Annotated in this window: 15 protein-coding genes and 2 pseudogenes; 5 read left to right on the forward strand and 12 right to left on the reverse strand. The window is 34.0% G+C overall.

The genetic code is table 11. From position 1 onward, the window contains the following. Positions 1-203: 203 nt before the first annotated feature. The gene (gene yeiL, locus ACYP5M_RS06375) at positions 204-875 is read right to left on the reverse strand and encodes a transcriptional regulator YeiL (RefSeq protein ID WP_452445282.1); all 672 of its coding nucleotides are present in this window, start codon (positions 873-875) and stop codon (positions 204-206) included. 77 nt (positions 876-952) lie between these two features. Between yeiL and ACYP5M_RS06380 the strand changes: the two genes are divergently transcribed. Continuing rightward, positions 953-1,648 (forward strand): YjjG family noncanonical pyrimidine nucleotidase, encoded by a 696-nt coding sequence (locus tag ACYP5M_RS06380; RefSeq protein WP_402937807.1) that lies wholly within the window; start codon positions 953-955, stop codon positions 1,646-1,648. Positions 1,649-1,650: 2 nt separating this feature from the next. Beyond that, positions 1,651-2,280: a YczE/YyaS/YitT family protein gene (locus ACYP5M_RS06385; RefSeq protein WP_452445283.1), complete on the forward strand. Its 630-nt coding sequence runs from the start codon at positions 1,651-1,653 to the stop codon at positions 2,278-2,280. 255 nt (positions 2,281-2,535) lie between these two features. Here the strand turns inward: ACYP5M_RS06385 and ACYP5M_RS06390 are convergent. Both ACYP5M_RS06390 and ACYP5M_RS06395 read right to left on the reverse strand, forming a co-directional pair. Beyond that, positions 2,536-3,156: pseudogene (locus tag ACYP5M_RS06390) on the reverse strand (uridine kinase family protein). Between the two features lie 73 nt (positions 3,157-3,229). Then, the gene (locus tag ACYP5M_RS06395) at positions 3,230-3,799 is read right to left on the reverse strand and encodes a nucleotidyltransferase domain-containing protein (RefSeq protein WP_452445284.1); all 570 of its coding nucleotides are present in this window, start codon (positions 3,797-3,799) and stop codon (positions 3,230-3,232) included. Between the two features lie 214 nt (positions 3,800-4,013). On the opposite strand from ACYP5M_RS06395, the gene ACYP5M_RS06400 reads away from it, so the two are divergent. Then, entirely contained in the window at positions 4,014-4,880 is an 867-nt protein-coding gene (locus ACYP5M_RS06400) for a PhzF family phenazine biosynthesis protein (RefSeq protein WP_452445285.1), read from the forward strand. A gap of 406 nt (positions 4,881-5,286) precedes the next feature. Here ACYP5M_RS06400 and ACYP5M_RS06405 read toward each other — a convergent pair whose 3' ends face one another. Both ACYP5M_RS06405 and ACYP5M_RS06410 read right to left on the reverse strand, forming a co-directional pair. Then, a complete protein-coding gene (locus ACYP5M_RS06405) occupies positions 5,287-5,934 on the reverse strand; it encodes a DsbA family oxidoreductase (RefSeq protein WP_452444912.1) in 648 nt (215 codons plus the stop codon). Positions 5,935-5,964: 30 nt separating this feature from the next. Then, complete coding sequence (locus tag ACYP5M_RS06410) at positions 5,965-7,140, reverse strand: MFS transporter (protein ID WP_452444913.1); 1,176 nt, start codon at positions 7,138-7,140, stop codon at positions 5,965-5,967. 267 nt (positions 7,141-7,407) lie between these two features. Between ACYP5M_RS06410 and ACYP5M_RS06415 the strand changes: the two genes are divergently transcribed. Both ACYP5M_RS06415 and ACYP5M_RS06420 read left to right on the forward strand, forming a co-directional pair. Further along, complete coding sequence (locus tag ACYP5M_RS06415; protein ID WP_459734795.1) at positions 7,408-8,259, forward strand: LysR family transcriptional regulator; 852 nt, start codon at positions 7,408-7,410, stop codon at positions 8,257-8,259. Between the two features lie 456 nt (positions 8,260-8,715). Next, positions 8,716-10,101, forward strand: coding sequence for a cytochrome P450 (locus tag ACYP5M_RS06420; protein ID WP_434167212.1), 1,386 nt, complete (start codon positions 8,716-8,718; stop codon positions 10,099-10,101). Positions 10,102-10,257: 156 nt separating this feature from the next. Here the strand turns inward: ACYP5M_RS06420 and ACYP5M_RS06425 are convergent, their stop codons facing one another. The 7 genes and pseudogenes from ACYP5M_RS06425 to ACYP5M_RS06455 all read right to left on the reverse strand — a co-directional run bounded on the left by ACYP5M_RS06425 (position 10,258) and on the right by ACYP5M_RS06455 (position 14,293). Continuing rightward, positions 10,258-10,533, reverse strand: a complete 276-nt coding sequence (locus ACYP5M_RS06425) for a hypothetical protein (RefSeq protein ID WP_434167213.1) — start codon at positions 10,531-10,533, stop codon at positions 10,258-10,260. Positions 10,534-10,681: 148 nt separating this feature from the next. Continuing rightward, a pseudogene (locus ACYP5M_RS06430) lies at positions 10,682-11,088 on the reverse strand (GNAT family N-acetyltransferase). 164 nt (positions 11,089-11,252) lie between these two features. Further along, on the reverse strand, positions 11,253-11,720 hold the full coding sequence (locus ACYP5M_RS06435; protein ID WP_434167215.1) for a DinB family protein: 468 nt from the start codon (positions 11,718-11,720) through the stop codon (positions 11,253-11,255). A 170-nt stretch (positions 11,721-11,890) separates the two neighbouring features. Next, the gene (locus ACYP5M_RS06440) at positions 11,891-12,415 is read right to left on the reverse strand and encodes a DUF2199 domain-containing protein (protein WP_230178943.1); all 525 of its coding nucleotides are present in this window, start codon (positions 12,413-12,415) and stop codon (positions 11,891-11,893) included. A 256-nt stretch (positions 12,416-12,671) separates the two neighbouring features. Next, positions 12,672-13,070: a hypothetical protein gene (locus ACYP5M_RS06445; RefSeq protein WP_434167216.1), complete on the reverse strand. Its 399-nt coding sequence runs from the start codon at positions 13,068-13,070 to the stop codon at positions 12,672-12,674. Positions 13,071-13,225: 155 nt separating this feature from the next. After that, on the reverse strand, positions 13,226-13,678 hold the full coding sequence (locus ACYP5M_RS06450) for a tetratricopeptide repeat protein (RefSeq protein ID WP_101226091.1): 453 nt from the start codon (positions 13,676-13,678) through the stop codon (positions 13,226-13,228). A 105-nt stretch (positions 13,679-13,783) separates the two neighbouring features. After that, positions 13,784-14,293 carry an ankyrin repeat domain-containing protein gene (locus tag ACYP5M_RS06455; protein ID WP_434167217.1) on the reverse strand — a complete coding sequence of 170 codons (510 nt, stop codon included), beginning with the start codon at positions 14,291-14,293 and terminating at the stop codon, positions 13,784-13,786. Positions 14,294-14,905 lie beyond the last annotated feature (612 nt).

Below are 14,905 nucleotides of genomic sequence, written 5' to 3' on the forward strand. Positions count from 1 at the left end.
ATTTTATTAGGCTATGTTAAAGACTTTGGTTGAATGAAAAAACGCAAAAGATTTGGTTAATCTTAAATTTTAATGGTGGTAGTAAATATTCTATTAGCTATTTTTTAATTTGAAAACGTATATTAGCAAAGCAGTATTCGTTTCTGTGATAAGAAAAAAGTGTAACAACTTGTTTATATTTCAAGTTATCAAATCATACTAAATTAATCCTTTTTTGAACTCAATCTTTCTAACTTTTCTTTATTAATGATAAAATATTTTCTTCCTTTTTTTTCTAATAATCCGTCTTCATGGAATTGGTTAAGTGTGTATAATAAATGTCGATAGCTTACCCCCACGTATTCTGCTGTTTCGGTATGCTTCTCTTGAAAGCATCCATCGTTTTCTATTTGAAGAATATATTTGGCCAATCGATTTTTGAATTCATAATCCTGCATAGCTGTGTAATGATCCGTTCTTTTAAGTAATTTATCACCTAAGTATTTTGATAAATTTTGGAGGAAAAGATTGTCATTTAACAGATGCTCTTTCGATGAAGCCAATGGAACCGCTAAGCAAGTACAGTCATTTATAGCCACAACATCTTTTAAATTCTTTTCCACCTCAATCAAGGATAATTCACCAATAAAATCATCTTTCTTTAGAAACTGAATCAGCGCACGTTTTCCATTTTCGTGTACTATATATATTTTTGCCCGCCCATCCAATAATAAAAATAAGTACTGAATATCTTCATCAAAGCGCACTATATATTCATTAGAAGAAAACTTACAAATAAAAGCCTGATGTAAAACTGCTTTCGGAAAAGTTTCTTGAATATCATTATATATATCCACAAAATTTTCAGCGTAATCCTTCAAATTGATTTTTTCCATTTTATCACCTCAATATGAGATATCTCCTATTATTATATTGTTCCTTTCGATATATTACTACCAAGAGGTGGATAGGAATGAACAAATACAAACATATTATTTTTGACTTAGATGATACGATACTTGATTTTCAAGATTCAGAAGAAAAGGCTTTAAAACAAATTATTACGCTGTACGAGTTGCCCTATAACAAACAAACAATTGCATGTTATAAGCGCATTAATGATGGATTATGGCATCAATTAGAGGAAGGCTTGATTTCTCGTGAAGAAGTGCTGACAACGCGTTTTTCACTTTTTTTGAAGGAATTTCATATAGATGAAAACGGAGCAAAGGTTGAAGCTATGTACCGTGAGCATTTAAACCAAGGACATAAGACCGTTACCCATGCACATGAATTATTAAATGCTTTAAGTAAGCAAGATTATAAATTATATATTGGAACAAACGGTGTAGGAAAGACTCAAAGAAAAAGATTAGGAGGTGCCAAGCTACAAGGATATTTTGAACAACTTTTTATCTCCGAAGAAATTGGTTATGAAAAACCGAATCCCCATTTCTTTTACTATATTTTTGATGCCCTGCATACAAGCCGTAAAGAAGAATTCCTAATGATAGGTGATCGTTTAACATCGGATATTCAAGGAGCTATCAATGTCGGAATTGATTGTGTATGGTTTAACCCTAAGAGAAGCATGCCTAAATCATGTTCACCTAAGAGCACATATACGATACCAAATTTAATGCAAATAATGGACTTATTAGAGGAATAATCATGAAAAAAGTAATTCAATCGATTCTACTCTATATAGTAAGTGCTATTGGCATTAGTCTTACATTAAAAGCTGATGTTGGTGTCAGCAGTTTTAATGCGATGAATTTATCAATATCTGAATGGACTTCCATCAAAGTTGGCACAATTACATTCATTGCAAATCTCATTTTTCTATTCGGTTATATCTGCCTATGCGAAAAAAAGGATTTTAGAAAATTTACTTTGATGTTCATTTCCATCTTGTTCTTTGGAATGGTTATTAATTTTTTCCTCTATACTATTTTCGGTACGATTTACGTAGAGAATTATTTAGTAAGAATCGGACTATTTATTTTCGGTGCGATACTAGCCGGTGGAACAACAGGCATTATTTTATCATTAGATATTATTCCTTTTCCTATTGAAAGTTTCTGTTTACGAATAGCTGAATTAACAAAACGCCCTTTCTCTCAATACAGATATTGTGTCGATTTATTCTCCATTATTCTATCAATAACAATATCACTACTATACAATTTACCAATCAATATTCGTGAAGGAACGATTATCAGCTTCTTCTTATTGTCCGGCATTATTTCATATACACGATTGAAATTTAAAAACTATCAACAGAAACCCCAAACTCAATAAATAGCATAACTAAAAAATAACCTCTTACGGTTGAGAATCCAAAGAGGTTATTATTATCAAACTTTAATATAAATTATCGAACTTTATTCTAAATGATCAATCTTTTTTGTAACACTACAGTTAAACTAACCTGCCCCGATAGTTCCATAAAAAAAGCTGCCTTAAAGACAACTCCGATCTTCAGCTAAAGCACCCGTTCTAAACACAACAAATAGTTGATTATTTGCATTTAAATTCAAATGTATTTTTTTCTAGTCATATTGCTTCATCAAAAGTTTTGATAATAATATCAAAACGCTGACTGTATGGATGCATAAATACTTCGTACTGAATCCGACGTTCTTCATGAGACTGCCTTAAATAATTGATATTGGTTCCTCTCTCAACAATATCACGGCTCGACCTTCTCATTAATTCCGTTTCACCATCTGTATAGAAGTAAATTTTTAAATCAAATAAATCTGGATTAATAAATGCGACACTCATTCCTTCTACAATCGTTACTTTGTTTTTCGAAGAAATTAACTCACTTTTCATATAATGCGTATCTATTGTATATAAGTCTAAACCATCTCTAACCATCTAAACATCTCTTTCTAAAGAATGCAAATGATGAGCTGATGGATGGCAAGCCGTCATTTTATAACGATGATTTTCGTTTTGATATGTATAGTCGATAACTGCATGCTTTCGTATGTTCAAACTAACAATATATGGATCTGTATTAATATAATTCACTTCATTTTGATTTAGTAGGATTGCGAGCCTATTGGCAAACGTCGTTTTTCCAGCAGCACCATGCCCTGAAATGCCAATAACAATCTGTTCATCAGTCATTCTGACCCGATTTATGATATCTTGTAATAACTTATCCATCCCTCTCCCCCTGTTCATTATAAGAATTAAACCTAATACTCGCTTTTTCCTCTTTAAGCTCTTCATCAATAAGTTATGTTAAGAATTGAAGCCATTTATGTTCTGGTTCGTGCAATTGTATGGCATACTTAAGCCGTTTTTTCCTCTCATCATCTAGATTGTCTAATATCTCCATAAAGTCTTGGTCGTCTTTTTCTCTTGTGTTTTTCACTTTATATAAAAGTACAATTTCTGGATTTAGATAAGGAATCCCGGTATCCGAATAACTCCAAACTGACTTAAGTGGATAGGAGATCGTTAAATCCCTTCTGAACTTCCAGTCATCATCCTTTGTTTCATTTAGAAGTACCTCTAATTTATCTCCATTTGACTTATTTAAAGCGTGTACTTCGTGAATAGGTAACTCTAAAAACTCATTTTCCCAAGCATAGAATTTACCTTTAATAACCTTTTTAAAGTCCCATTCTTTTAGATATTCCTTCAGGTTTAATTGGTCTTTTCGAAATAGGGCAATCTCAATATCTTGATGTTGTCTTGTTTCTCTACCGATAAAAAGGTCAATTGCCCAACCACCTGCAAAGAACCACGTTTTATTAAATCCTGACATTAAAGAAGTAATACTATGACATTGTTCAAATGACATATAAATCCCCCAAGCTAAAATACTTATATCCTTAGTATTCTTTGTCTATTTTGAATAACCTCTATATTGAACTCTTATGCAACTAACCTGCCCCGATAGTTCAATAAGGAAAAAGCTGCCGTAAAAGACGGCTCGATCTTCAGCTAACGCACCCGCTAGTTGAATAAGAAATGATATAATATTCTAAAATTTTAAATTAGGAGTTGTAATATTTATGGATTTTTATATTGTTGATGTATTCGCAGAAGAAAAATATCAAGGTAACCAATTAGCTGTACTTATTCCCTCGAGAACAATATCTACTGAAGAAATGCAAAAGATTGCAAGAGAGATTAACTTTAATGAAACAACATTTATTTTATCTGGCAAACAAGACAACGGAGGATACGATGTTCGAATATTTACTCCTGATGTTGAGGTTCCTTTTGCTGGTCATCCAACATTAGGAACCGCATTTATCATTCAGAAAGTTTTAGAAAACAATGAAAGTAAACAAATAACTCTTAACCTTAAAGTAGGACAAATACCTGTAAATATTGAAGGTGAACAATTAATAATGAAGCAAAACCCACCCGAATTAGGAACGATTATTCCTGATCAAGATATTTTCACCGAAATATTACAGATACCAAATGAAGATATTGATTCCCGTTTTCCAATTCAAATTGTATCAACTGGATTACCAGCAGTAATTGTTCCTCTTTGTTCATTGGATGCTGTAAATCGTTGCAAGATCAATCATAATAATTATCAAAATTTCATTGATAACGTTATAAAAGCAAATATCCTTGTCTTTTCTCCTGAAACCAAACTAAAAGAAAATGATTTAAACGTAAGAGTATTTTTAGATGACACAGGATTCCCTGAAGATCCTGCGACTGGAAGTGCAAACGGAAATCTTGCTGGATACCTTATCGCACATAACTTTTTTGAAAGTAAAAATATAGCGTACAGAGTTGAACAAGGATTCCAAATGGGAAGACCATCTATTTTAAATATACAAGCTGAAAATTCCCAAAATTCCATTCAAATCCTTGTAGGTGGTAAAGTATTTTTAATCGCAAAAGGAGAATGGTATTAACAAGAAAGTCCAAATTCGGGCTTTTTTTTTAGATTAATATTTTATAATTTTATTAATAAACTTGCGATTCTCTTCAATAAAAAGCACTCACTATTTATTAAAGAATTCTGCCCCGATAGTTCCATAAGAAAAGGAGCTGCCTTAAAGACAGCTCCAATCTTCAGCTAACGCACCCGTTAGTTTAAGTACTTCAATTCACATTCTTTACTATCATCATAAAAAAAGGGTTGCCGCAGCAACCCTTAACAATTCAGATAACATCAATATTGTCGTATGTCTAGCTGTCTGAAGTGCTCTTTTTAATCACTTGTATTGATTATTTTATTTATTAATGACAACATTTTTATGATTATTAAATTTAATATCAAGTTACTAAAACAAACTATTCTCTACCCTCAGGGTGTATTTAACACCTTTCTATACCGCAAGCCATTCCTTCTGTCATTAAATTAAGTTTTTGTTTGTTTATTTCTTCATTAATGAGTTGTTCTAGTACTTCCTTTGAGCGAATACCTGCGACTACATTATCCCCAATAATAAGTGTCGGAACTGCAGTGATACCTACTTCTTTAATAGCATGTTCCAAGGCTTTTTGGTGTTTTTCTCGGTAGGTTCTTTTCTCAAGTGCTGTCCGATATTCTGCCTCATTAATTCCAACTTCTCCAGCCAGTTTTGTTAGTACATCAACTTCTCCAATATTTTGTTCTTCTTGGAAAAAGGCCCGAAGTATACGATCGTTATATTCATTCCCCTTCCCTTTTTCCTTAGCATATTGAAATCCTTCGAATGCCAAATGCGTGTGTGGCTGTGGTGAAACATTTGGAAGAATGATAGGGATTTCCATTTGCTCAGCCATCGGATATACCGATTGTTTCCATGACCTTTGTAAATAATCACCCTCAGGCCTTAATGTTTCACTTGGAAAGGGTCTCAACTCAAAAGGCATCCATTCTACTTCCACATCTTTTCCTTTGATGGCTTCTTCTAGTGGTTTTTCTGCTAAGAAACAAAATGGACATACATAATCTGAATAAACCTTTATTTTTACTGTCATGTTATATTCCTCCCCACATCTATGTTTAAATTACCCTCTACTTTTTATAAAACCATGTTTTTTTGCTCCCCAAGAAACCACTAAAGCAATCAAGATGATAATCAATAATGTCCATGGTATAGAATCGGCTCCCATCATATTAAGTAGAATTCCTCCAACTACGCCACCACCTGCAATCGCAAGATTCCAGAATGTAGCACTGATAGGAATTGCAATGTCCACGGCTTCCTCTCCAGCTGCGTGAGCAAGTGCTGTTTGAAGTAGAGTTCCTGCTCCACCAAATGATACTCCCCACAATCCAACTGATAGGAATACAATAATTACATTTGCGCTGTTAATCACTAGTAAAAGGGATGCTACAGCAAATACAATTAGACTGACTAGAACCATAAGTCGAAGCTGTCGGTCAATGAATGCTCCTACTATCCATATACCTATGAGAGCTGTCAAACCAAAAACAAGTAATACAATCTCAACATAATTCCCGAGCCCAACGTTAGCAAGAAAAGGGGCTACATAAGTGTAAAGGATATTGTGTGCTAACATCCAAGCTAAAATAACAAACAGAATTGGTATGACGCCTGGTGTGCCAAATAATTTACCTATTGAAGTACGTTTTCCAGATGCCTGACCTGGGAAATCTGGCACTTTCCAAAGTATCCATCCTATTAACATAAGCGATAAAATCGACATAATTCCAAATACCAAACGCCATCCCATCATTGCTCCTAGGAATGTACCAGCAGGTACACCGATTGATAAAGCGATAGGAGTACCCGCCAAAGCCACTGCCATTGCACGTCCTTTGAATTTTTCTGGTACCATGCGCATAGCATATCCTGCTATCATACCCCACACTACACCAGCAGCTACTCCAGCAAAAAAGCGAGACACAAGTGTTAAGACAAAATTTGTAGATATTGCCGTAACCGTATTAAAAATTAAAAAGACGAGAATCGTTAAGAGTAAAAGAGGACGGCGCCGCCAGCTCTGTGTGGCTAACGCAACTGGAACTGCAGCGACTAAAGAACCAACACCATATAAGGTAACTAACTGGCCCGCTAAAGCTTCCGAAATATTTAGCCCTTCTGTTATTTGCGGTAGTAAACCTGCAGGAAGTGTTTCTGTCATGATCGCTATAAATCCTGCCATTGCTAATGCTAGTAAGCCTAACAATGGAAATGATTGTGATTTAGTTTTTTCCATTTTAAATCTCCTTTAATTTTATATTGGTTAAATGAATGATTATTAACTCATGATCAAATCATATTTAATTAGATAATTGTTATACTGTGTTAATCCTATTGTAATTATCATTCACTGGATTAAGACATGTCCTCACCTCATTGCAATAATTTAACAGGTATCCCCTGTCACATTTGTATTGTAGTATAAGTATTAAATTTAGTAAAATTGAAATAAACGAACATTTAGTTCACCAAAATCGATACTTAATGGAGGATGTAATTATTTATGGAACTTCGTCATCTAATAACTCTTAAAACAATTGTGGAGAAAGGAGGATTTAAAAAAGCTGCTGAACATCTTGGTTATGCCCAATCATCAGTGACAACGCATATTAAAGAATTAGAAGAGGAGGTAGGAAAGCCTTTATTTGATCGGCTAGGAAAAAAGGTCGTGTTAACCCAATATGGACACCATTTTCTTCCTTATGCTGTACAGATCATCGACCTTTATTCCCAAGCATTAAATACGAATGAAGAACCCACAGGTGATCTTACTATTGGTATATCGGAATCACTTACTATTGGTAGAATTCCTTCAATTCTTCTAGAGTATAAAAAAGCTTATCCAAAAGTTAACCTTTCACTTAAATCGATAGAAAATTATCATATAGCTTCAAGTCTTCAAAATGGTGACATTGATTTAGCTCTTATATTAGAAAAAGAAGATTGGTCTCTTCCTGAACTTTCCTGTGAAATTCTAAAAAGAGAAAGAATGGTATTGATAAGCCCACTAGAGCAAGAAAACACAAGAACAATATTATATACGGAAAGATCATGTAGTTATAAATCTGTTTTTGACCACTATATAAATTATAAACAAATGGATGTTAAAGAAAGTTTAGATTTCCAAAGTATTGAAGCGATTAAGCAATGTGTCAGAAGTGGCTTAGGGATTTCATTGGTACCATATTTTTCAGTGAAGGAGGAATTAGAGAACAATAAACTAAATGGAGAAGAAGTAGCATCAGAACATCCTGCCATTTCTACATTCCTTGCATACCATAAAGACAAATGGCTATCTCCAACGATCATTAGCATGATTACTTTAATAAGAGCCCATGCAAAAAGTTGGGTATAACAGTTCTGCAAGGAAGAATCCACTAAGTAATAAAGGAAGTAAAAAGAGAGAAATGCGACCATATAGGTACTCATTTCTCTCTTTTATTAAAACTGTTTCTTCTTAAACTAAACTCCCCCGTTAGTTGCATAAGAAAATGGAGCTGTTTCCAACCCCATATTTGTTAGTTCAACAAGATAATAACTTTTGTAAGGTAGTTCCATACATACCTGCTTTCATTAGTAAAAGAAAGTGACAACCAGGGATGGGTGCCTTTACAATTTCATAAACACTTTGATTTCGTTTATTAATAGTATTCCTTTATACACACTTATAATTTCATTCAAATTGATTAACTATCTTTTTAAAAAAATATTGTATTTGTTAGTCTTCTTATTAACAACTTGTCCAAACCAATCAATACTTTCCTCATAGAATGAATACAAGTAATTATACCGAAATGGAGGAAACAAACCAATGAGTGACACAAATTTTTCAAATGATTCTCCAGGCCCAAAAGGAAAATTAATTACTGGCCATTCAAAGGAGTTTATTTCAGATACACTTGGCTTTCTTACCCGTTTAGCAAAAGAATATGGAGAAGTTGCTAAAATTCGTTTTGGACCTTTCCATAATGTTTACCTTATTTCAAATTCAGATTTAATTAAGCAGGTACTTGTAACAAAACAAAAATCCTTCTTGAAATCAAAGGACTTCTCTGCTTTAAAACCAGTACTCGGAGAAGGCCTTCTTACAAGTGAAAAAGAAATTCACATGCGCCAAAGAAGGCTTATTCAACCCTCTTTCAAAAAGTCTCATATTAGCAATTATGGTCAGGATATGATTGATATAACAATGGACTATATTTCCACTTGGAAAAACAGAGAAGAAAGGATTATTACGGAGGATATGATGAGCCTTGCACTGGGTATTATCAGCAAGACCATGTTCAGCATGAACCTCAAAGAAGGATATGGCATGCTCGGGGATCCTATAGAAGCCTTCATGAGAATTGCCGTTAAAAGAATGCGAACACTTCAAATGCCACTATGGGTTCCAACTAAAAACAACCGTGAATATAAAATTGCGAAACAGAGACTTGATAAGGTGATTTATAGCTTTATTGAAAAACGTAGAACAGAGGCAGAGAGACATGAGGATATGCTTGGGATCCTAATGGATGCTCGAGATGATGAGGATGGCTTAGCTATGACAGACAAGCAGTTACGTGATGAGTTAATGACCATTTTCCTTGCCGGTCACGAAACAACAGCAAATGTGCTTTCCTGGACCTTATACTTGCTTTCCCAACACCCTGATGTGGAAACTAAACTTTTCAATGAAATAGATAGCGTAATCGGCAACCGTAATCTAACAACTGGCGATTTTATGAAATTAACATTCACACAAAATGTTATCTATGAATCAATGCGCATATACCCGCCTGCCTATATCATACAACGGGAAGTGGCGGAGGATGTGCTAATTGGAGGGTATCTTTTTAAAAAAGGCGATATGATCCTGTTGAGTCAGTATGTGATGCACCACAAGCCTGAGTATTTTGATAATCCAGATTCCTTTAAACCTGAGCGATTTGAAAACAACTTTATGAAAACCCTACCTCCGTTCGCTTACTTTCCATTTGGCGGAGGTCCGAGAGTTTGTATCGGTAATCATTTTGCAGTGATGGAAGCTGTGCTTGTCCTAGCATGCATTGCTCAACGATATCGGATAAGGCTGGCGCCTGACCATCATGAAGTAAAGCCACTTCCGTCTATTACACTCAGACCGAAGCGTGGATTGCGCATGGTAGTCGAAGATAGAAATATAGGAGGTTTCCAACCAGAAGCTTCTGAAATTTAAATGAATATAAGTTGTATTAATGAACAAAATTGTCACTCTACACCTAAGGTAGATCCCCCCTTTAGTTCCATAAAAAAGACTGCAGCATCAACCCTAGCTTTTGAAGTAAACCAGCTAATAGGATGTCAATATCTTTCTCTGAAATTTTCATTTCCCTTATGATATACTATTTTTGGCCATGCCAAATACCCCTCCAAAACCCTTTGGAAGGATTTTTCTCTGTTTCAGAATCAAAGGTCCGGTAAGTAATAAAACCCAATAACAAAGGATGATTATTCCTGCAATTAATCTTAAAATTCCAGAGTAAATATAATCTATACTGTCATAAGTTTGGAAATATACTATTATTGCAAAGATTATCAATACCCACTGTATAAACAGAATAGGTTTATTTCTGTCATCCCAAAATTCTTTTCTCAAAAAAGAACGCATTATTTTATCTCCTCAATCTAAATCAAAGTCTACTCGTTTTAAAAACTGTAATGAACTAACCAGCCCCGTTAGTGCCATAAGAAAAAGGCTGCCTCAGCAACCTTCCTTATTGAAGTAAAGTACCCTTTAATTAGACAACAAATTAAACTTATCGTTTTAGATTCTTAGTCATACCAATGGTAAACTTCTCAAATCCAAAAGTTTCATAATATGATTCCAAACTTTCTACACACATAAGTTGAGGAATTACTCGATTTTGCTCACAATGTTCAATCATTCGATTCACAATTTCTTTGCCGATTCCTTTGGACTGGTAGCTCGGTAGTACACACACTCCACATACCACTCCAGTATCACACCATCTGAAATAACACGTCCCATACCCACTAACTGTTGTTTATCAAAAGCATAAATTGCATACCAGCTTTGAGTGCACATTTGTTTCAAATCATTAACTGTTAATTTAAGTGAAATCCATCCTATAGATTCATATAAGTTTAGTAATTGCTTAAAATTTTCAGGTGGTTCTATTGTATAATGTATAGGTTTTTCCATTTAAGCACCTCCCTGGATTTTTATATCTTACAGCTTAATCTCAACACATAATTTGTATGATTTTCAAATCCGCAATCCTCCCCCGTTAGTTCCGTAAAGAAAAAGCCGCCTTAAAGACAGCTCTGATCTAAAGCTAACGCACCCGTTAGTTCATTAGTAAAGTTCTATTCAAATAATGTAACTTTTGGGTCTATCCCATAACAATGAACAAGCATAGAGTGTAATTGGCCTCTGTGATGATAAACGTGAGCTACGATCTCTAACAACCATTCATATCGTGAGTATGTAACACCCCAGTAAGAAGTAATTTCCTCTTGAAGTTCAACTTCTGTAAAATTCATAAATTTATCTTCTAAAAATTGATGATTTTTTATCAATGCTTCTTTCATCTCACTTAGACTCTTATATGAAACATTTGAATAAAATTTATTCATCGTGTCTTGAGATACCCCATCTGAAATAAGCGAATCAGCTTCACAAATAATAGCAATGTGTTCTAACAGCTCTCCTATGGAATGCTTATTGGGTGTAGGTCTTTTTTGCAAGTCATTTTCTGCTAACTTTTCTATCATCTCAACAATTGTCGTTACAGCGACTTTAATTTGATGCAATGCACATTTGATGCAATGCACTCTTACATTATGTATTCATCTTATCCTCCTTTACTTCTAATAAATAAGAATATAAATTCATATTTCGTTTTAGCTTAATCCTTAGTCAACTATCCTGCCCCTTTAGTTGCTGCCTTAAAGACAGCTCCGACCTTCAGCTAACACACCCGATAGTTCATTAAGCAGAGTTATTATTTTTCTTCTACATTACACAAATCTTCTGCTATCTGCTTTATTCTTTTAAATCCAAGTCCTTCTCTTTGCTCTAAGGATAACGGGTGTTGTGTTGGTTCTAATTCTATAGAAGGACGTAAACCTATTGGACGAGTGTGAACCATTGTTTTTAAGTTTAATGTTTCAGGATAACAAGGAATAGAAGTTTGCAGCCAACCAAACATTGGTTTCAAATCCTTTTCTCTGCCTTCAACTTCCCAATACTCCATCATTTTATCAAAATTCGTTTCACTTAATGAAACCCAAACATCCCAAATAAAAGGACCTTCCCCATCTATTACTGGAAGTTCAATATAGCCACGAATAAAGAAATATTCATCATCAATAATACACACATCTTCATTCATCTCAATTCGTTTTTCTTGTTCTTCGAATGGTACTTCTTCATAGTAATCAGGAACAGGACTTCCATAACTCAAGGGAAGTTCATCGTGATAGTTTCCACAACTTTTACATTGATAACCAACTTTATAATTGCTCATTTTACATCCCCCATATATAAAACAATAGCCTTATCTTATCTCAATATTAACCCAAAAAGATAATGCTAAGTTTGATAATTTTGCGTGATACGTTGGTTGAATAACATAGAATTCTTATTGAACTATGCTGCCCCTTTAGTTCCATAAGAAAAAAGAGCTGCAAAGCAACTCCCTTATTGAAGTAAAGCACCCGTTGCTTAATAACACAGTGCTTAAATCTTTTACGGATGGTCTCTAGTCTCAGCATACAAATCAATCATATATTCACTATTATTTTCTGCCCCTTCTTCATCAAGTTAAGGTCATCAATCCATTGATAATAATGTCCCAGCTCGTGGGCAATAGTACCAAGAATAGCTGCAAGTGCATTATCTCGCCCATTCTCCGCCAATAATTCTAAATAGTCACCAGTAGCTATTCTTATATATGGTTCTTCACTTTTGTCAAAAGGACCAAAAAATGTACCCGATACTAATTCTTTATCGAACCTGCTTTTAATTTGATAATCTTTTTTTAGATATACAACAACTCGAATGGGAAATTCAAATTCTATCCTTAACCACTTTGCAAATTCTAGACAAGCCCTTCTGACTTCTGGATAGACGCCTTGTTCACATCTTATTCTTAATCCTTGTCGTGGGTAATCTTCCTTCATTTAACCACCACCTCTAACATACCTCTGCTATACATAAAATAAAAAGGAATTATGCCTTTTATTTATTAGACTTCTTTAACTAACCCTTTAGTTCCATAAGAAAAAGGCTGCCTTAGCTCCTCCCTATTTGAATCAGGAATGAATATGGTAGTCTTTTAAACTGATTTTAGTTTTTCTTTTATGGATTGTAATTTTTTGAATTTCTTATCGTAGCTTTGTCTTTCTAACATCTTGTTTACTAATTCAATGGCATCTTTTTTGCGATTTGCCTGCAAATAAGCTTCAACTACCTCGTCAAACCCTTTAGAGTACGGAAACTTTTCTTCTTTTGCTAGTTCAAATGATATATCAAAGTAATCAGTTGCCTTTTTACATTGTTCTAACCTTAAATACATTCTGGCATTAGCTAAATTTAATTCAGCACGTTCCAGATTAGTAAGTGTATCTAATTCTAATGCTTGTTTTCTTAGATCAAGGGCTTTTTCATATTCCTTTTTTTCTTCAAGATAAAAAGCTTTGTCATAGAAATGTCCAAACTTTGTTAAAGGTCTTTTGGATTTATAAATTCTATATACGATATAAATTAGAAGTAATAGTAATGCTATCAAGTATTTTTCCCCCTAAATTAAATCTCCTTTATTGAAGTAAAAGCACCCGTTAGTTCATTAAGAAAAGTCTCCGTTTGTTGTATATTTGTAAATTCAAGTAATTCATTATGAGCCTTGTTCTCTTAGAAATAACGCTACCTGTTCGTTTCCATATCGCTCAGCAAATGAGAGAGCTGTATTTCCTTCATCTTCTTTAACGTTGATGTCTGCACCTTTTTCCACTAAATACTTTACTGTTTCTAAATTCCCGTAGCAGCTAGCTATAATCAATGGAGTAGTTCCATCGCTAGACCTAATATCAATTTTGGCACCGTTATTTAACAAAAATTCCACTAGTTCTATACGATCTTCAGAGGCTGCTTGATACAAAGGGGAAAAACCGTAATTATCCCTGGTATTGATGTTAGCTCCCATAGATAAAAGGAATAGAATAATCTCTTTTTGGCATTCTTGTGTTGCCCAATGGAGTGGAGCCCACCCATCCTCATCTTTGTTATTTGCATCTGAATCATTTTGTACTAACCGTTTCACTTTTCCAAAATGACCTTCGTAAATGGCTCTGACTAATTCTTCTCTATTCCTCTTTTTAAGTTTATTTCTAATTCTTCTTTTCATAGGTCTTCCCCTTAAATTAATTAATTTTAACCATCATTAACGTAGCCTCTAGGATGATTGCAGTTAATACAACAATCCTGCCCCTATAGTTGCATAAAGAAAAAAACTGCCTTTTTAAGACAGCTCCGATCCTAACCTTAAGCACCCGTTAGTTAAATTAGAATAGTGGTATTTCAATTCCCATTTATGTCATTGAAGATATATAAACCTACACCCAATATAAAAATAAGAATAAACACAATCCACTTTGTATAATACCAGCCCTTTATTCTATCAATAACCACAGAAAGAGTAATAATAATAAGAGATATACCCAAGGATACACCCAATGCTGTCCATATGTTCCTATAATGGATAGGAAGTAATTCAGTTAATAGATAAACACTTCCAAAAAAAAACAACATGCCTGGAGGCTGTTTCCTTTTATATTTTTCAGTTCGTTTAGGATATAATTCCATTTACTCTTACACCTCAATTATAATTCCTAAAGTGATAATGTTAAATTAACTCATATATTCTTCAACTCTTGCAACTGTTAGTGGAACAAGGTACTTACATTTAATAACTGTAATTTTATTATATCATCTTAATGAATTAAACTGCCCCTATAGT

The sequence above is a fragment of the Peribacillus sp. N1 genome (assembly GCF_054600815.1).

Bases quoted from the DNA above. Each gene is read 5' to 3' on its own strand.
- yeiL (WP_452445282.1), bottom strand. From the start codon at position 875: ATGGAAAAAATCAATTTGAAGGATTACGCTGAAAATTTTGTGGATATA.
- ACYP5M_RS06380 (WP_402937807.1), top strand. From the start codon at position 953: ATGAACAAATACAAACATATTATTTTTGACTTAGATGATACGATACTT.
- ACYP5M_RS06385 (WP_452445283.1), top strand. From the start codon at position 1,651: ATGAAAAAAGTAATTCAATCGATTCTACTCTATATAGTAAGTGCTATT.
- ACYP5M_RS06395 (WP_452445284.1), bottom strand. From the start codon at position 3,799: ATGTCATTTGAACAATGTCATAGTATTACTTCTTTAATGTCAGGATTT.
- ACYP5M_RS06400 (WP_452445285.1), top strand. From the start codon at position 4,014: ATGGATTTTTATATTGTTGATGTATTCGCAGAAGAAAAATATCAAGGT.
- ACYP5M_RS06405 (WP_452444912.1), bottom strand. From the start codon at position 5,934: ATGACAGTAAAAATAAAGGTTTATTCAGATTATGTATGTCCATTTTGT.
- ACYP5M_RS06410 (WP_452444913.1), bottom strand. From the start codon at position 7,140: ATGGAAAAAACTAAATCACAATCATTTCCATTGTTAGGCTTACTAGCA.
- ACYP5M_RS06415 (WP_459734795.1), top strand. From the start codon at position 7,408: ATGGAACTTCGTCATCTAATAACTCTTAAAACAATTGTGGAGAAAGGA.
- ACYP5M_RS06420 (WP_434167212.1), top strand. From the start codon at position 8,716: ATGAGTGACACAAATTTTTCAAATGATTCTCCAGGCCCAAAAGGAAAA.
- ACYP5M_RS06425 (WP_434167213.1), bottom strand. From the start codon at position 10,533: ATGCGTTCTTTTTTGAGAAAAGAATTTTGGGATGACAGAAATAAACCT.
- ACYP5M_RS06440 (WP_230178943.1), bottom strand. From the start codon at position 12,415: ATGAGCAATTATAAAGTTGGTTATCAATGTAAAAGTTGTGGAAACTAT.
- ACYP5M_RS06445 (WP_434167216.1), bottom strand. From the start codon at position 13,070: ATGAAGGAAGATTACCCACGACAAGGATTAAGAATAAGATGTGAACAA.
- ACYP5M_RS06455 (WP_434167217.1), bottom strand. From the start codon at position 14,293: ATGAAAAGAAGAATTAGAAATAAACTTAAAAAGAGGAATAGAGAAGAA.